Source organism: Streptomyces sp. DvalAA-14 (assembly GCF_900091855.1).
Classification (GTDB): Bacteria; Actinomycetota; Actinomycetes; order Streptomycetales; family Streptomycetaceae; genus Actinacidiphila.
Map to the genome: position 1 here is coordinate 1 of NZ_FMCH01000623.1, position 17,577 is coordinate 17,577.

A 17,577-nucleotide genomic window follows, 5' to 3' on the forward strand; every position below is an offset into this window, starting at 1 on the left:
TCACCGTCGCGCTGCGCTGCGCCGCGGCCGGCGCGAAGGTCACCGTGGTGACCAAGGCGCATCTGGACGACGGCTCCACCCGCTGGGCGCAGGGCGGTATCGCCGCCGCGCTCGGCGAGGGCGACACCCCGCAGCAGCACCTCGACGACACCCTGGTCGCCGGGGCCGGCCTGTGCGACGAGGCGGCGGTACGGGCGCTGGTGACCGAGGGCCCGGGCGCGGTGCGCCGGCTCATCGCCACCGGCGCGCACTTCGACACCGGCGACGACGGCGACATCCTGCTCACCCGTGAGGGGGGCCACCACCGGCGCCGGATCGTGCACGCCGGCGGGGACGCGACCGGCGCGGAGGTCTCGCGGGCGCTGATCGAGGCGGTCCGCGCGGCGCACGCCGACCCGGCGGCCGGCCGGAACATCGAACTCGTCGAGAACGCGCTGGTGCTCGATCTGCTCACCGACTCCCGGGGCCGTACGGCCGGCGTCACCCTGCACGTGATGGGCGCCGGGCAGCGCGACGGCGTCGGCGCGGTCCGGGCCCGGACCGTGGTGCTGGCCACCGGCGGGATGGGCCAGGTCTTCTCGGCCACCACCAATCCGGCGGTGTCCACCGGGGACGGTGTCGCGCTGGCGCTGCGGGCCGGCGCCGAGGTCAGCGACCTGGAGTTCGTGCAGTTCCACCCGACGGTGCTGTGGCTGGGCGCGGACGCCGAGGGCCAGCAGCCCCTGGTCTCGGAGGCGGTCCGCGGCGAGGGCGCCCACCTGGTCGACGCCGACGGGGTGCGCTTCATGCTCGGCCGGCACGAACTGGCCGAGCTGGCGCCCCGGGACATCGTGGCCAAGGGCATCATGCGGCGGATGCAGGAAACCGGCGCCGAGCACATGTTCCTCGACGCCCGGCACTTCGGCGCGGCCATGTGGGAGCAGCGCTTCCCGACCATCCTGGCCGCCTGCCGGGCGCACGGCATCGACCCGGTGACGCAGCCGATACCGGTCGCCCCGGCGGCCCACTACGCCTCCGGCGGGGTCGTCACCGATCTGCGCGGCCGTACCACCGTGCCGGGCCTGTACGCGTGCGGCGAGGTCGCCTGCACGGGGGTGCACGGCGCGAACCGGCTCGCCTCCAACTCGCTGCTCGAAGGGCTGGTCTTCGCCGAGCGGATCGCCGCCGATGTGCTGGCCGACCCCGCCGACCCGGGCGAACCCGTCATCCCCGCTCCGGTGCGGGGCCCGCTGCTGGCCTCCGAGGCGCGCTTCGAGGTGCAGCGCATCATGACGGCCGGCGCCGGCGTACTGCGCAGCGCGCGGAGTCTGGCGGCCGCGGCCGAGGCCCTGGAGCGGCTGAACGGCGCGGCCGAGGACGCCTACGAGCGGGACGGCAAGACCGCCGAGCCGTGCGTGGAGACCTGGGAGGCCACCAATCTGGGCCTGGTCGCCCAGGTGCTGGTGGCCGCCGCCCGGCGCCGCGAGGAGACCCGCGGCTGCCACTGGCGCGAGGACCGCCCGGACCGGGACGACGGGCGCTGGCGCCGCCACCTGGTGGTACGCCTGACCCCGGAGCGCACCCTCGCCGTCCGTACCACCGAAGGCCCCGGATTCGGGGATGATGGGGCGGCCGCCCCGAATATGAAGGAGTTTGCGTGAGCACCCCCGACCGCCCTGGGCCCGTGTCCCTCCCCCTGCCGCAGTTCGGCCCGCCCGCGGAGACCGGCGGAGGCGGCTGCGGTGACGGCTGCGGCTGCGGCGACGGCCACACCGACTACGAGGAGTACGAGCTCGACCCGCTGGAGTGCGGTCTGGACCCGGACCTCGCCCAGCTGCTGGCCGACGCCGGGCTGGATCCGATCCAGGTCGAGGACATCGCGCACCTGGCCATCGAGGAGGATCTCGACCAGGGCGTGGACATCACCACGGTCGCGACCGTCCCCGAGCAGGCCCGCGCGATCGGCGACTTCACCGCCCGCGAGGCCGGTACGGTGGCCGGGCTGCGGATCGCCGAGGCGGTGCTGTCGGTGGTCTGCACCGACGAGTTCGAGGTCGAGCGGCACGTCGAGGACGGCGACCGGGTCGGCGCGGGGGACAAGCTGCTCACCGTCACCGCCCGCACCCGTGATCTGCTGACCGCCGAGCGCAGCGCGCTCAACCTGCTGTGCCGGCTGTCCGGCATCGCCACCGCGACCCGGGCCTGGGCGGACGCCCTGGCGGGCACCAAGGCGGAAGTGCGCGACACCCGAAAGACCACGGCGGGTCTGCGGGCCCTGGAGAAGTACGCGGTGCGCTGCGGCGGCGGCGTCAACCACCGGATGTCGCTGTCGGACGCGGCGCTGGTCAAGGACAACCACGTGGTGGCGGCCGGGGGCGTGGCCCAGGCGTTCAAGCTGGTCCGCGCGGAGTTCCCCGAGGTGGCCATCGAGGTCGAGGCGGACACCCTGGAGCAGGTCCGGGAGGTGCTGGAGGCAGGCGCGGACCTGATCCTGCTGGACAACTTCACCCCGGAGCAGACCGCCGAGGCGGTGGCGCTGGTGGCCGGCCGGGCCGTCCTGGAGTCCTCCGGCCGGCTCAGCCTGGACAACGCGGCCGCCTACGCGGCGACGGGGGTCGACTACCTCTCGGTGGGCGCGCTCACCCACTCCTCCCCGATCCTGGACATCGGCCTCGACCTGCGAGCGGAAGCGTAGAGGCGGATGCTGCTCACCATCGACGTCGGCAACACCCACACGGTCCTCGGACTGTTCGACGGCGAGGAGATCGTCGAACACTGGCGGATCTCCACCGACCCGCGCCGTACCGCCGACGAACTGGCCGTACTGCTCCAGGGTCTGATGGGCATGCATCCGCTGCTCGGCGACCTCGGGGACGGCATCGACGGCATCGCGATCTGCTCCACCGTGCCGTCGGTGCTGCACGAGCTGCGCGAGGTGACCCGCCGCTACTACGGCGACGTGCCGGCGATCCTGGTGGAGCCCGGGGTGAAGACCGGGGTGCCGATCCTGGTCGACCACCCCAAGGAGGTCGGCTCCGACCGGATCATCAACTCGCTGGCCGCGGTGCATCTGTACGGCGGCCCGTGCATCGTGGTCGACTTCGGCACCGCCACCACCTTCGACGCGGTGTCGGCCCGCGGCGAGTACGTGGGCGGGGCGATCGCGCCCGGCATCGAGATCTCGGTGGACGCGCTGGGGATGCGCGGGGCGCAGCTGCGCAAGATCGAGCTGGCCCGGCCGCGCAGCGTGATCGGCAAGAACACCATCGAGGCGATGCAGTCGGGCATCCTCTACGGTTTCGCCGGCCAGGCCGACGGCATCGCCGAGCGGATGGCCCGCGAGCTGGCCGACGACCCGGACGATGTGACGGTGATCGCCACCGGCGGGCTGGCGCCGCTGGTCCTGGGGGAGGCATCGCTGATCGACGAGCACGAGCCGTGGCTGACGCTGATCGGGCTGCGGCTGGTGTACGAGCGGAATGTGTCGGTGACCTGACCCGCGACGCACCCGGGCATGCCGTATTACACCAAGTTTGTCCGGTAAGTAATTAAAGTTCACGCATGCCAACGCCACACGGAACCCGAGGCGGCATGGCGTTCAGCGCCGACGAGCTACGCGTGGTGCGCCGCGCCCTCGCCGAGGTGCTGCACCCGAGCCGGTCCGTCGCCGCACCCGCTGTGTCCCGCCCCGCCGAGTACGTCCAGGACTATCTGCGGCTCGTGGAGGCCGTCGACGAGGCGGTGCACGAGGCGGGACGGCTGCGCACCTTCTTCCTGGACGAACTGCGCCGCTACCGCGACGCGCTGCCCGGCAGCTCGGTCGGCTACATGGAACGGCTCGGCACCGCCCTGGCCGGCGGTTACGTCCCCGCTCCCGCCGACCTGGCCGCCCTGCGCCAGTTGCGCTCCCTGCCCTGCGCCGCCCCTGAGCACCTGCGGCGCACCGCACTGCTGCGCCACTGCGAAACCCTCGCGGAGAACGACGTACGACTGCGCCTGGAGGCCCCTATGCCCGCGCCGCGCCGCCTGCTCGCCCTGCTGCCGAACACCCCGGCGGCCGCCGCCGACGAGCCCGAGCAGAAGCCGAAGGGGAATCCGCCGCAGAAACCGGAGACCGAGCCCGCGCCGCAGGACCCGGGCCGCCGTACGCCCACGCCGGCCGAACTCTGGCCGCCGCACCGCCGTACTCCCGCGCCCGGCAAACCGGATCAGGCCCGGAGCGCCTGAAAGGGGCGCTGCGGGGCGGCCGCCGGAAGAGTGCGGCGACAGACCCGTGCAGGGGGAAAACAGACGCGGCCGCCAATGCGCGGCCGCGTCCGGCCGGCCCCGAGTGGAGGGCGGGCAAAGACCGCCCGGCGGCCGCGGCTACGCTGCACGGTATGGATTACGTTTCCGCGCTCGTACCCCCGCTGGTGATGGCGGTTCTCTTCATCGGGGTCATCGTGACGATGATCAAGAACCAGGGTGGCGCCAACAAGGCCAAGGAGGACGCGGCCGTGGATGCCGCCTTCGCCCGGGCCGAGGCGGCGAAGCAGGCGACCATCGAGGATCGCTGAGGATCACGGCGGATCGCTGAATGTCCTAATTCGGGCATTTCTTCTCGTCGGGCCGTACTATTTCCCGTGTGGTACGACCACTGGGAGAGCTCGAAGACGTCGTGATGACCCGCGTATGGGAGTGGAACCGCCCGGTCACGGTTCGTGAGGTACTGGAAGACCTGACACAGGAACGATCCATCGCCTACACAACGGTGATGACCGTAATGGACAACCTGCGGCAGAAGGGCTGGCTGCGCCGCACCGCCGAAGGCCGCGCTTATCGCTATGAGGCGGTATCCACAAGAGCAGCGTACTCGGCCGCACTGATGAACGAGGGCTGGGCGGCGAGCGACTACCGTGCCGAGGCCCTGGTCCACTTCTTCGGCATGATGACCCCGGAACAGCGGGAAGCGGTGCGGGACGCATTGCGCGTCATCCAGTCCGTGGACCCCTCCGGCGTGGAGGAACCCGAAGGGCGATAGCGTCCGCCCATGCCGCTGAAGTCGAATGAGGTCACGATCCGCCGCGCCCGCACCGGCGATGTCCACACCCTGCGGCGGCTGCTGGACTCCTATGTCCGCGACGGCATCCTGCTGGACAAGGCGACCGTGACCCTTTATGAGGACATCCAGGAGTTCTGGGTCGCCGAACGCGATGAGGACGCGAGCGTCGTCGGCTGCGGCGCGCTCCATGTGATGTGGGAAGACCTCGCCGAGGTCAGAACCTTGGCAGTCGACCCGGCGCTGCGCGGCGCGGGTGTCGGACACCAGGTACTGGGGAAGTTGCTGCACACCGCGCGCTGGCTCGGAGTCCGGCGCATTTTCTGCCTCACCTTCGAAGTTGACTTCTTCGCCAAGCACGGCTTCGTCGAGATCGGGGAGACCCCGGTGGACGGTGATGTGTTCGGGGAGCTGCTGCGTTCCAATGACGAGGGCGTCGCCGAGTTCCTCGACCTGGAGCGAGTGAAACCGAACACCTTGGGCAACAGCCGCATGCTGCTGCAACTGTGAGGATCCGGTTTGTCCGGATCGCGGCTACCCCGGGGGGACCTCTTCGCGCAAGGGGTTTGTGTTTTTCGCGGAAAGGCGCTTTGCTTTTACCGTTAATCCGTTTTCGATGAAAGGGAAGCCGGTGGCACAGAAGGTTCAGGTCCTTCTTGTTGACGACCTCGACGGCGGCGAGGCGGACGAGACCGTGACGTTCGCACTCGACGGTGTGACGTACGAGATCGACCTCACTACGGAAAATGCCGACAAGCTGCGCGGGCTGCTCAACCCGTACACGGACAGTGGCCGCCGTACCGGCGGGCGCGCTGGGCGGGGCCGTACCAAGGCTCCTCGCAGTGGCGGCGCCTCCGGCCCGGACACCGCGAAGATCCGTGCGTGGGCCAAGGAGAAGGGCTACGAGGTCAACGACCGGGGCCGCGTGCCGGCGACCATCCGCGAGGCGTACGAGAAGGCCCACGGCTGATCCTGGCGGCCCGTTCGCAAGGTGATCCGATGGCAGGCCGTCGCCAAGGCGGCCACCAGTGCCGACAGACCGATGGGGGTTCCCTCATCGGCCTCGCCCGTGGCACGCAGCGCGGGCACGGTGGATTCCACGTCGAATCCCGGCCGAGGAGGCCGCAGCCACACCGGTGCCGACCGGTCGTACGCGGCCTCCCGGCGGGCCCACTCCGGGTGCGCCGGCGCCCGCATCCCCTGCCCCGCGCCCAGCGCGGTCAGATCCAGCGGGATGCCGCCCCACTCCAGCCACTCCAGCAGCCCCGGCAGCTCCTGCGCGGACCCGGCGGCGACCAGCAGCCGGATCCGGTGGCCGTCCAGCGCCACCGGGCCCAGCTGATCCGGCCGGGAGAAGCGGCTCAGCATCGCGAACCCGGCGGTCGCCGGCACCTCCAGCGCGTCGAACCGCACTCCCGTGACCAGCCCGGGGGGCGGCCCCGCTGTCACCGGCCATCCCAGCTCCTGCTCGTACCAGCCCATGCCGTATGCAACTGTCGGACGCGGATAGGGTTACGTAACGTTTCCCTCCGCGTGCGTCCGGTGACCGGTTTCCGCCCCGGTGGTGCCCCAGTCGCGCCTCGGCGGGTGGGGGGCGCACGCTGGAAGCAACGGGGGGCGCTGAGCTTGTTCGCCCGTAGCGCACTCGAAGTGGTGGCGCGGTGTGGATTACCAGCGGCTGAGGGTAAGAAGTACCTAGTGAGAAGGGCTGGTGTTCGGGCAGGTGGGGCGGGCGTTCGCCACGGGCGTACTTGATAAAGGGGTATTCGCCTGGCCTGCGGGAACATCGTCTCGCACCATCGAGGTTGTGGGAGTGACGTCAGCCGGTAGCGCAGCTTCCCCCGCGCGAGCGGGGGTGATTCGTGAGCGGCGCCGCTGTGCGGGACTAGCATGCGGAAGGACTGGGAGGGGACCGACCCCTCACTGCCCGACCGCTCTGAGGAGCGATTAACGATGTTCGAGAGGTTCACCGACCGTGCGCGGCGGGTTGTCGTCCTGGCTCAGGAAGAAGCCCGGATGCTCAACCACAACTACATCGGCACCGAGCACATCCTCCTGGGCCTGATCCACGAGGGTGAGGGTGTCGCCGCTAAGGCCCTGGAGAGCCTCGGGATTTCGCTCGAGGCGGTCCGTCAGCAGGTGGAGGAGATCATCGGTCAGGGGCAGCAGGCCCCGTCCGGTCACATCCCCTTCACTCCCCGGGCCAAGAAGGTGCTGGAGCTGTCGCTCCGCGAGGCCCTTCAGCTCGGGCACAACTACATCGGCACCGAGCACATCCTGCTCGGCCTGATCCGCGAGGGCGAGGGCGTCGCCGCCCAGGTCCTGGTGAAGCTGGGCGCCGACCTCAACCGGGTCCGGCAGCAGGTCATCCAGCTGCTGTCCGGATACTCCACCGGGAAGGAGTCGGCCACGGCCGGCGGGCCGGCCGAGGGCACGCCCTCGACCTCGCTCGTCCTGGACCAGTTCGGCCGCAACCTCACCCAGGCCGCTCGTGAGACCAAGCTCGACCCGGTGATCGGGCGCGAGAAGGAGATCGAGCGGGTCATGCAGGTGCTGTCCCGCCGCACCAAGAACAACCCGGTGCTGATCGGCGAGCCCGGCGTCGGCAAGACCGCCGTCGTGGAGGGCCTGGCCCAGGCGATCGTCAAGGGCGAGGTGCCCGAGACGCTCAAGGACAAGCAGCTCTACACGCTCGACCTGGGCGCCCTGGTCGCCGGCTCCCGCTACCGCGGTGACTTCGAGGAGCGCCTGAAGAAGGTGCTCAAGGAGATCCGCACCCGCGGCGACATCATCTTGTTCATCGATGAGCTGCACACCCTGGTCGGCGCCGGCGCCGCGGAGGGCGCGATCGACGCGGCCTCCATCCTGAAGCCGATGCTGGCCCGCGGTGAGCTGCAGACCATCGGTGCCACCACGCTCGACGAGTACCGCAAGTACCTGGAGAAGGACGCGGCGCTGGAGCGCCGCTTCCAGCCCATCCAGGTCGCGGAGCCGTCGCTGCCGCACACCATCGAGATCCTCAAGGGCCTGCGGGACCGCTACGAGGCGCACCACCGGGTGTCCATCACCGATGAGGCACTGGTGCAGGCGGCCACCCTGGCCGACCGCTACATCTCGGACCGCTTCCTGCCGGACAAGGCGATCGACCTGATCGACGAGGCCGGCTCCCGGATGCGCATCCGCCGGATGACCGCGCCGCCGGACCTGCGCGAGTTCGACGAGAAGATCGCCGAAGTGCGGCGCGAGAAGGAGTCCGCGATCGATTCGCAGGACTTCGAGAAGGCCGCCTCGCTGCGGGACAACGAGAAGCAGCTGCTCGCCGCGAAGACCAAGCGGGAGAAGGAGTGGAAGGCCGGCGACATGGACGTCGTCGCCGAGGTCGACGGCGAGCTGATCGCCGAAGTCCTGGCCACCGCCACCGGCATCCCGGTCTTCAAGCTCACCGAGGAGGAGTCCTCCCGGCTGCTGCGCATGGAGGACGAGCTGCACAAGCGCGTCATCGGCCAGCGGGACGCCGTCAAGGCGCTCTCCAAGGCCATCCGCCGGACCCGCGCGGGTCTGAAGGACCCCAAGCGTCCCGGTGGCTCGTTCATCTTCGCCGGCCCGTCCGGCGTGGGTAAGACCGAGCTGTCCAAGGCGCTGGCCGAGTTCCTCTTCGGCGACGAGGACGCGCTGATCTCGCTCGACATGTCGGAGTTCAGCGAGAAGCACACCGTCTCGCGGCTCTTCGGCTCCCCGCCCGGCTACGTCGGGTACGAGGAGGGCGGCCAGCTCACCGAGAAGGTGCGCCGCAAGCCGTTCTCCGTCGTCCTCTTCGACGAGGTCGAGAAGGCCCACCCGGACATCTTCAACAGCCTGCTGCAGATCCTGGAGGACGGTCGGCTGACCGACTCCCAGGGCCGGGTCGTGGACTTCAAGAACACGGTGATCATCATGACCACCAACCTCGGCACCCGGGACATCTCCAAGGGGTTCAACCTGGGCTTCGCCGCCCAGGGCGACACCAAGAGCAACTACGAGCGGATGAAGGCCAAGGTCAGCGACGAGCTGAAGCAGCACTTCCGGCCGGAGTTCCTCAACCGGGTGGACGACGTGATCGTCTTCCCGCAGCTCACCGAGGCGGACATCCTGCAGATCGTCGACCTGATGATCGGCCGGGTGGACGAGCGGCTGCGCGACCGCGACATGGGCATCGAGCTCAGCACCGAGGCGAAGGTCCTGCTCTCCAAGCGGGGCTACGACCCGGTGATGGGCGCGCGCCCGCTGCGGCGCACGATCCAGCGGGAGATCGAGGACTCGCTGTCCGAGAAGATCCTGTTCGGGGAGCTGCGGCCCGGCCACATCGTCGTCGTGGATGTCGACGGTGAGGGCGAGACCGCGAAGTTCACCTTCCGTGGCGAGGAGAAGGTCACGGTGGCGGACACCCCGCCGGTCGAGACGGCGGGCGGCCCGCCGAACCTCTCCAAGGAGGCGTAGCGGCCTGCGGTCCGCGCCGGCCGCCCGTCGGCGGGCGCGGACCGGAAGCACGGCGGCGGTCGGCCCCGGGTCCTCGGACCCGGGGCCGACCGCTTTGCCGTGCCCCTCCGGCGCCCGGGCCGGCTACTGCCGGGCGTGCACGGTGACCGTGACATGCGGCAGCAGGCCGGCGTTCCGCACCGGGCCGAAGGAGTCGATCCGGGTCAGCTGGGGCAGGGCGGCCAGCGGGGCGAGGTCGAGTGCCACCGTGTGGTTGGTGAGGGTCAGCGCGCGCAGCCCCGGCAGGGCGGCGAGCAGTTCGGGGCGCCGGATCAGCCGGGCGCTGTGCAGCATCAGCCGCCGGACGCCGCTCAGCCTGGTCAGGGCGGTCAGCTCCTCAACCGACCCGGCGCTGACCGTCAGGCCCGGCCCCAGCACCCGGCGGATCACCTCGGCCGCGTACAGGTCGGGGTCGGTGGCGCGCGGGAACTCCCCCAGCCGGGCGCGGCCGGCCGCCGGGGCGCTCTCCGCGTAGCGGGCCAGCAGCGGCACCGCCGCGTCCCCGCCGATCAGCCAGGCGGTGTGCACGACGGCGCTGATCTCGGTCGCCGCCAGGCCCTCCGGCCCCGGCAGCAGCTCCAGCACGATGGGCCCGATCTCCGCCAGCACCTCGGCGTCCGCGAGCGTCTGCGGCGGGATGAGCATCTCGGCCCGCGCCTCCACCGAGGCCCGCACCAGCGGGTCCAGCTCGGTGGCGTGCTCCAGGCAGGCCGTGGCCAGCAGGTGCAGCCGGGTGCTGTGCACCGGGAAGCGGTCGCCGCGCTCCAGGATCTTGCCCAGCAGCCGGGCCCGCTCGGCCGGGCGCCCATGGGCCACCGCCATCCGGATCACATCGGACCACTGGTCGTGATGGGCGTTGTCGGCCAGCAGGTCGAAGTCGAGCTCCTCGACGGCGGCGCGGGCGGCCAGATAGTCCTGGAAGGTGCGGTGGATGAAGTCGACGGTGGCGTTGCTGGGCTCGCGCAGCAGCCCGCTGCGGTTGAGCAGGTAGTCGTAGACCGCCGACGGGCCCCCGACCGCGGTGGCCACCGCCGGCATCGAGGGCAGCGCGCCCTCGATCAGCCGGAGCGCGTCGCTGCGGTCCATCTCGGCCTGCCGGTTCTTCACCAGCCAGTACGCCAGCTTCTGCAGCAGCTGGACCTGCGGCTCCTCGGTGAGCTGGGGGCCCAGGTCGCGCTCGCGGTCGCGGCGGATCAGCAGCATCGACAGCGCCGCGTCGTAGAGCTCCTTGCGGCCGGTGGGCAGATAGCCGCTGCGGTCGCGGTGCAGCGCGCAGATCAGCCCGCACATCAGCGGGTTCGTGGCCAGCCGGGCCAGGTCCTGCTTGGTCTGCAGGGCGTCCAGCAGGGTCCGCTCGTAGTGGTCGAGCCGGGGCAGCTCCTCCGGGTCGCCGCCCGGCGTCCCCCGGGCCGCGTCGTGCCAGCGGTTCACGAAGGCGCGGATGTCGCGCCGGCTCATCGGGGACAGGGTCAGATCGGTGAAGCCCTCGTCGGCCAGCCAGGAGTCGGCGACGGCGGAGGGGCGGGAGGTCACCAGCCAGTGGTTGTCGGGGTAGGCGGCCAGCAGCTTCCGCAGCCAGGTACCCACCCGCTCCCGGGCCCGCTCGTCGATCTCGTCCACGCCGTCGATCAGCACCAGGCCCCGGCCCTCGGTCAGCACCTTCTCCGCCCAGCCGGCCGGCGGGGTGAGCGGTGCCTCCACCGCCGAGAGGAAGTCGGCGGGCGCCGGCAGCTGCTCGCGGCGGGAGATGGTCCGCAGCGGCAGCACGAACGGCACCAGGTCCCGTAAGTGATGGAGGGGCTCGCGCAGGTCCCGCCGGGCGGTGGAGACGGCCAGCCACTGGATCAAGGTGGTCTTCCCCGATCCGGCGACCCCGCGCAGCAGCACCCGCTTGTGCCCGGCCAGTGCCTGCTCGGCGGGCATCGGGCCGCTGGGAGCCGGTGGCGGCGGGTCCGGCGGAACCGGGGCGGGACCGGCGGCCGGAGCGGCCGGAGCAGCGGGTAGGGCCGTCCTGGTCGCCTCCAGGCTGTAGTACGCGGTGTCCAGCGGCCAGGTGGCCCGGCGCCGGGCGGTCAGGTCGATACCGAAGATCCGCAGGGCGCCGTGGTGCTTGGCCAGATAGGCGCCGTAGCGCTGCTCGAACTCGGCCGACTCGTCGACGAGCTGGCCGGGCGGCGAGGTGCGCCGGGCGCGGAAGTCGAGGGCGTCGAGGACGGCGAGGAAGCCCTCCTCGCCGAGCAGCCGGTGCATCGGGGTGATCGTCAGCCGGCTGTGCTGCCAGCCGGAGGGATCGGCGGTGATCACGCCGAGCAGCACCCCGCCGACGAAGACGGCCGCGCCGGACATGCCCGCCCAGGGGGAGATCCCGTCGGGCCGGGGGGCCGGCGGGGTGCCGTCCACGGTCAGCACGTTCCGGCGGCTGAACAGGCCGGAGCCCGGCTTGTAGGTGCCGTGGATCTGGTCGCTGTCCAGCAGGCCGCCGGCGCCGCGCTGGACGTAGGGGAAGCCGATCGCCGTGCAGTTCGGGATCTGGCCGAGCGCGGTGATGTCGGCCCAGTGCCGGTCCGCCCAGCCGAAGAAGTGCTGCGCGGTGGTCAGCGGCTGGTCGGAGGCCACCAGCGCCACATCGACACCGGACTGTTCCCGGTACCAGGAGCCGAGCCGGCGGCAGACCGCCTCGCCGCCCGATCCCGGCGTGGTGACCCGGACCTCCTGGCTGCCCGCCACCACGTGGGCGGCGGTGAGCACCACCGTCGGCGTCAGCAGATAGCCGCTGCCCTGCCGCCCGCCGCACTGGACGACGGCGAGCCGTTCCCGTACCGGACCGGTCACCGCGGGCTCACCCCTCGTCGTACGACAGGCCCGAGGTGTCGCCTTCGCGCGGGGCGCCGATCTCCAGGTAGGCACCGGTCGCGGCGTCCTTCGGGCGCAGCGAGAAGGAGACGGTGTGGGTGCGCCCGGTGCTGCGCGCGGCGTCGGCGCCGGCCTCCACCACCCAGGCCTTGACGCCGCCGCGGCCGGAGCGGGAGCGCTGCAGTTCGACGGAGAACTCCATGTGGATCTCACCGACCTCGAACCGCACACCGGAGCCGGCGCCGCGCACCGCCCCGGTCATCAGGCCCTGCCGGATCGCCTCCACCGCCTCGGCCAGCTCCATGCCGGTGACCTCGGGGCGGGTCGACGGCCCGCCGGCCGATGCCCCGCCGACCGGCCCGCCGGCCGGTACGGCGCCGGTCCCCGGCGCCACGTCGTCGCCCTGCGTCCCCATGGCAGTTCCCCCTCGCACCAGCGTCCCGGAGCCCCACGGTAGTGGAGCGAATGTGACCGGCGCCACGAATTCCGCGGAAAGGGCGGCGAGGGCAATGTGGCCCCGAAAGCCGTCGGCTTCCTCGTTCCGGTGATGTACGGCACGTGACCCATGCCACTTACTAATCGAAATAGTGGGCGGTCGGCGATCTTCTCCTCGTCCTTCGGCGGAGTGCGGCCACATCAGCGGCGCGCGGACCCGTATGCCCGGCTTGACCCTGATCTCTCGACGCCCATTTCGGACTTTACGGACGTTTGTCATGCGGCGGCGTGCGGTTGGCGAAGAGGCCCCGGCTACGGCCCGGCCTAGTAATAGGGCTCCTTGTCACCTCGGCAATGCCGGGTTACCAAGGATTCGCGACGGAGGAAGTCTGCTCTGTCGCTTCCCCATCCCATGGAGGTTGTTTTCGCCATGCGTTTGAACTCGACGTCGAAGAACCGCACCCCGAAGTCCGTCACACGCGGCCGGGTCGCCGTTGTGACCGGCGGACTGGTCGCGGCGATCGCGCTGGGCTCGACCGCGGCCATGGCCGCGGACGGCGGACACCACTCCGAGGCTGCTTTCGCCGCCCAGCCGGCCACCAGCGTTTCGGCCACCGTGCAGCAGCAGGTGGCGGACCAGAAGGCCGCCGCCGGCAAGGCCGAGGCCGTCGCCGCCAAGGCGAAGGCCGCCCGCCTGGCCGCCGCGCAGCATGCCGAGCAGGCCCGCCGGGCTGCGGCCGAGGCGAAGCAGGCCGCCGCGAAGGCCAAGGAGCAGGCAGCGGCCAAGGCCGCTGCCGACCTCAGGGCGCGCATCGCCTCCTGGGAGACCCCGACCGCCCACTATGTGCTGGGCGCGGGTTACGACCAGGCCGGTCCGCACTGGGCGCACAAGCACTCCGGTCAGGACTTCGTGGTCGGCACCGGTACGACCGTCCGGGCCGCGCACACCGGCACCGTGGTCGAGGCCGGCTGGGGCGGCGCCTATGGCAACAACATCGTGATCAAGCACGACGACCACACCTACTCGCAGTACGGCCACCTGTCGCACCTGGGTGTCTCGGTGGGTGAGCGGGTGATCACCGGCCAGACGATCGGCCTGTCCGGCTCGACCGGCAACTCGACCGGCCCGCACCTGCACTTCGAGGTCCGCACCACGCCGTACTACGGCTCGTCCGTCGAACCGCTGCACTTCCTGCGGGCGCACGGCGTGAACCCGTAAGTCCGGTCGCGGGGGCTACCCCGTGACGACACTCGCGTCCGCCTGGGCGACCAGGTCGAGGGCGACCTCCAAGATGGCCGCGCGCTTCTCCAGGGGGTCGCCCTCGATGCTCTGCATCGCGAACATCCCGGCGTGCATCGCGAACACCGCGGTCAGGCACCTGACCTGCGCCGACATCGACGAGTTGGGCTCCTTGAGCATCTCGTTCAGCGCGGTCAGCCGGCTCTTGATCGATTCACCGATCGACAGGTCGCGCACCGTGGCCTGGTTCTCCTGGATGAAGCGGAAGAGCGGGGCCGCGTTCCACAGCGCGTCGCTGTAGCGGCGCAGCATCTCCTGCTTGGTGGCCAGCGTGCGCGGCTGCGACTCGGCCCAGGCGATCAGTTCGTCCACCGGCCCGGCCAGGTCCTCGGCGATGCTGACCAGGATGTCTTCCTTGGTCTTGAAGTGGTAGTACAACGCGGCCTTGGTGACGTCGAGATGCTCGGCGATCTCGCGCAGCGACGTCTTCTCGTAGCCGTGTTCGGAGAACAGTTGCAGTGCGACGTCCTGGATACGGCGTCGGGTGTCACCCCGGCGCGGATGGTGCGGTGTGGCCATGGCGTCGCTCTCCTGCTGCACTGCGTGTGACCCCGCGGTCACGGTGTGGCATCTCTTGCGGCCAACGTTACGGCCTGTCCCCGACCCTACGCACTTACTTGACGCCCGGCTAGTAACGACCGTAGCTTGATGCCGGTAGGAAACTAGTCGGGCGGCAGGTAAGTAAGCACGGTGTGTGCGCGTGGTCACGGAACCGGGTGCGTGCTGGAGCGGCCGCCCTCTCCAGGGGGAGGCAACCGATCATGTCCCGAATAGACACACCGACACCAACACCGCCACCGACACCGTCATCGGACGGCGCGCCGATCGCGGCCCCGGCCGTCGCGGCCGACCCGGTCGCCACGGTTGCCGCGAGCGGGGGGCCACGCCAGCGCAGCGTCCGCGTGGTGATGGTCGGCCTGATGATCGCGATGCTGCTCGCCATGCTGGACAACATGATCATCGGCACCGCGATGCCGACGATCGTCGGCGAGCTGGGCGGCCTGAACCACCTGTCGTGGGTGGTCACTTCGTACACCCTGGCGACCGCGGCCTCCACCCCGATCTGGGGCAAGCTCGGCGACATGTACGGGCGCAAGGGGATCTTCCTCACCTCCATCGTGCTGTTCCTGTTCGGCTCGGCACTGTCCGGGGCCTCCCAGTCGATGGACCAGCTGATCACCTTCCGGGCCATCCAGGGCCTGGGCGCCGGCGGCCTGATGGTCGGTGTGATGGCGGTCATCGGCGAGCTGATCCCGCCGCGTGAGCGGGGCAAGTACCAGGGACTGATCGCCGGTGTGATGGCCATCGCCATGATCGGCGGACCGCTGGTCGGCGGCTCCATCACCGACAACTGGGGCTGGCGCTGGAGCTTCTACATCAACCTGCCGATCGGCGCGGTCGCCCTGGCCATGATCACCATCGTGCTGCACCTGCCGAAGAAGCGGGGCCAGGGGCGCATCGACTACCTCGGCGCCGGCCTGCTGACGGTGGCCATCACCTCGCTGGTGCTGCTCACCACCTGGGGCGGCACGCAGTACGCCTGGGGCTCCGGGATGATCATCGGCCTGCTGGTGCTCGGCCTGGTCAGCCTGGCAGCCTTCGTCTACAGCCAGACCCGCGCCGCCGAGCCGGTGATGCCGCTGCACATCTTCCGCAACAGCAACTTCTCGCTCATCTCGCTGATCGGCTTCCTGGTCGGCTTCACGATGTTCGGCGCGATGACCTTCCTGCCGCTCTACCAGCAGACCGTCCAGGGCGCCTCGGCCACCAACTCCGGCCTGCTGCTGCTCCCGATGCTGCTGGCGATGATGGCGGTCTCCATGGTCGCGGGCCGCGTCACCACCGCCACCGGCAAGTACCGGGTCTTCCCGATCATCGGCGGCGGTCTGATGACCGTGGGCCTCTACCTGCTGTCCACCATGGACGTGCACACCAGCAGGCTGATGTCCGGCCTGTTCATGGCCGTCCTCGGCGCCGGCATGGGCTTCGTCATGCAGATCACCATGCTCATCGCCCAGAACAGCGTGGAACTGAAGGACATCGGCGTGGGCTCGTCGTCCGCCACGCTGTTCCGCACGATCGGCGGCTCGTTCGGCGTCTCACTCTTCGGCGCGCTGTTCGCCCACAAGATCCAGGACGGCATGTCCCACGCGGCCGGCTCCTCGGGCTCGGCGGCCACCGCCAACGGTGCCCAACTCGACCCGGCCACCATCGCCAAGTTCCCGCCGGCCCTCAAGGACGCCTACTTCCACGCGGTCGCCTCCGGCACGCACATCGTGTTCTTCTGCGGTGCGCTGGTCAGCGTCATCGGCTTCATCGCGGCCTGGTTCCTGGTCGAGACCCCGCTGCGCGGCGCCGCCGCCAAGTCCGCCTCGGTGGAGGAGTCCCCGATCCTGGCCGACGCGATCTGACCGGACCCCGGCCGGTGTCGGCGTGGGCCGCCCCCCGAGGGGCGGCCCACGCCGCTTCGCCGCCCCGGGCCGGCGGGCGGCGGTCCCGCGCGTGCCCGACCGGTGGGCGCCGCGGCAACCCGGTTGATCGGCTGCGGTTGTTGGGATAGCAAGGACCCGTGATACGTGGCGAGAAGGTCGGGTTGCGGACCAGGCGGGACAGCGATGTCCCGGTTTTCCAGGCCGAGTTGTACGAGGACGTCCTGACCCGGTCGCGGTCCGACGCCGCCCCCTGGCGGCCCCTGCCGCCGGACGCCGCCGACTCCCCGGCCGCGGCGGCCGAACCGTCCGACCGGAAGGCGTACTTCTCGGTGGTGGAGCTGGCATCGGGGGAACTGGCCGGCGAGGCGCTGATGTGGGGGATCGACCCGCACAACAGGTCCGCCCACCTGGGGATCTCGCTGCTGCCCGGCTTCCGGGGGCGCGGGCTGGCGGTCGACGTCGTCCGGGTGCTGTGCGGCTACGGATTCGCCGTGCGCGGCCTGCACCGGATCCAGCTCGAAACCCTCGTCGACAACGAGCCGATGATCGCGGCCGCGACCCGGGCCGGATTCTCGGTCGAGGGCACCTTGCGGCGCTCCGCCTGGGTGTACGGCGCTTTTGTCGACCGGGTGGTCCTCGGGCTGCTCGCCGAGGAGTGGGCGCCGTAGCTTTCGCGGCGCCGCTCAGCAGCGGGCGCCGCCCACCACCGTGGCGGCCAGGAGATCGCGGATCGCCGGGTCGGCGGCGGTCGGGGCGGCCCGGAGGGCGATGACGTCAACGCTGCCGGTCGGGAAGCCCCGGCCCCGCGGGGTACGGCGCCGCGCCGACGCCGAGTGCTGAGGCCTCGGGCCGCACCTGCCTCCGGCCCCGGGCCGCGCCCGTGCCGCCTTCCCCCGGGCCGGGGCGCCAGGCCCGAGCCGCGCCCGGCCACGACTGCTCGCCGCGTCGGGCTGCCCGTTTTGGGCCCCGCGTCGGGCTTGCCCGTTTTTGGCGCCGGGCCGCCCCGTACCGTCCGTGCCGTCCGG

General features: G+C 71.1%; 16 protein-coding genes. 12 read left to right on the plus strand and 4 right to left on the minus strand.

Translation table 11 applies throughout. The annotated features are described in order from the left end of the window. The 8 genes from GA0115240_RS33125 to GA0115240_RS33160 all read left to right on the plus strand — a co-directional run. The coding region (locus tag GA0115240_RS33125) for an L-aspartate oxidase (protein ID WP_107407256.1) at positions 1-1,640 on the plus strand (1,640 nt) is incomplete at its 5' end. Further along, positions 1,637-2,674 (plus strand): carboxylating nicotinate-nucleotide diphosphorylase, encoded by a 1,038-nt coding sequence (gene nadC, locus GA0115240_RS33130; protein ID WP_093742549.1) that lies wholly within the window; start codon positions 1,637-1,639, stop codon positions 2,672-2,674. The genes GA0115240_RS33125 and nadC, both read left to right, overlap by 4 nt. Before the next feature lie 6 nt (positions 2,675-2,680). Next, positions 2,681-3,475, plus strand: a complete 795-nt coding sequence (locus GA0115240_RS33135; protein WP_093742551.1) for a type III pantothenate kinase — start codon at positions 2,681-2,683, stop codon at positions 3,473-3,475. A 65-nt stretch (positions 3,476-3,540) separates the two neighbouring features. Continuing rightward, complete coding sequence (locus GA0115240_RS33140; protein ID WP_237555412.1) at positions 3,541-4,206, plus strand: hypothetical protein; 666 nt, start codon at positions 3,541-3,543, stop codon at positions 4,204-4,206. A gap of 152 nt (positions 4,207-4,358) precedes the next feature. After that, positions 4,359-4,535: a hypothetical protein gene (locus tag GA0115240_RS37480; protein ID WP_093742555.1), complete on the plus strand. Its 177-nt coding sequence runs from the start codon at positions 4,359-4,361 to the stop codon at positions 4,533-4,535. Between the two features lie 68 nt (positions 4,536-4,603). Further along, entirely contained in the window at positions 4,604-4,999 is a 396-nt protein-coding gene (locus GA0115240_RS33150) for a BlaI/MecI/CopY family transcriptional regulator (protein ID WP_093742557.1), read from the plus strand. Between the two features lie 9 nt (positions 5,000-5,008). After that, a complete protein-coding gene (locus tag GA0115240_RS33155) occupies positions 5,009-5,527 on the plus strand; it encodes an amino-acid N-acetyltransferase (RefSeq protein ID WP_093742559.1) in 519 nt (172 codons plus the stop codon). 121 nt (positions 5,528-5,648) lie between these two features. Continuing rightward, positions 5,649-5,987, plus strand: coding sequence for a histone-like nucleoid-structuring protein Lsr2 (locus GA0115240_RS33160; protein WP_093742561.1), 339 nt, complete (start codon positions 5,649-5,651; stop codon positions 5,985-5,987). Here GA0115240_RS33160 and GA0115240_RS33165 read toward each other — a convergent pair. Continuing rightward, entirely contained in the window at positions 5,918-6,499 is a 582-nt protein-coding gene (locus tag GA0115240_RS33165; RefSeq protein WP_176725241.1) for an SCO3374 family protein, read from the minus strand. The two genes, GA0115240_RS33160 and GA0115240_RS33165, sit on opposite strands and share 70 nt — an antisense overlap. A gap of 471 nt (positions 6,500-6,970) precedes the next feature. Between GA0115240_RS33165 and GA0115240_RS33170 the strand changes: the two genes are divergently transcribed. Beyond that, positions 6,971-9,493, plus strand: coding sequence for an ATP-dependent Clp protease ATP-binding subunit (locus GA0115240_RS33170; RefSeq protein ID WP_093742562.1), 2,523 nt, complete (start codon positions 6,971-6,973; stop codon positions 9,491-9,493). Between the two features lie 123 nt (positions 9,494-9,616). Here the strand turns inward: GA0115240_RS33170 and GA0115240_RS33175 are convergent, their stop codons facing one another. Continuing rightward, positions 9,617-12,364 carry an NACHT domain-containing protein gene (locus tag GA0115240_RS33175; protein ID WP_256070159.1) on the minus strand — a complete coding sequence of 916 codons (2,748 nt, stop codon included), beginning with the start codon at positions 12,362-12,364 and terminating at the stop codon, positions 9,617-9,619. Positions 12,365-12,371: 7 nt separating this feature from the next. Continuing rightward, a complete protein-coding gene (locus GA0115240_RS33180; protein WP_237555413.1) occupies positions 12,372-12,800 on the minus strand; it encodes a trypco2 family protein in 429 nt (142 codons plus the stop codon). 450 nt (positions 12,801-13,250) lie between these two features. Between GA0115240_RS33180 and GA0115240_RS33185 the strand changes: the two genes are divergently transcribed. Next, entirely contained in the window at positions 13,251-14,039 is a 789-nt protein-coding gene (locus GA0115240_RS33185; RefSeq protein ID WP_093742576.1) for a M23 family metallopeptidase, read from the plus strand. Positions 14,040-14,054: 15 nt separating this feature from the next. Here GA0115240_RS33185 and GA0115240_RS33190 read toward each other — a convergent pair whose 3' ends face one another. Then, a complete protein-coding gene (locus GA0115240_RS33190) occupies positions 14,055-14,639 on the minus strand; it encodes a TetR/AcrR family transcriptional regulator (protein ID WP_093742564.1) in 585 nt (194 codons plus the stop codon). A gap of 389 nt (positions 14,640-15,028) precedes the next feature. On the opposite strand from GA0115240_RS33190, the gene GA0115240_RS33195 reads away from it, so the two are divergent. Beyond that, positions 15,029-16,531, plus strand: coding sequence for an MDR family MFS transporter (locus GA0115240_RS33195; RefSeq protein WP_237555415.1), 1,503 nt, complete (start codon positions 15,029-15,031; stop codon positions 16,529-16,531). Between the two features lie 158 nt (positions 16,532-16,689). After that, positions 16,690-17,220, plus strand: coding sequence for a GNAT family N-acetyltransferase (locus tag GA0115240_RS33200; protein WP_093742568.1), 531 nt, complete (start codon positions 16,690-16,692; stop codon positions 17,218-17,220). The last annotated feature ends 357 nt before the right edge of the window (positions 17,221-17,577 follow it).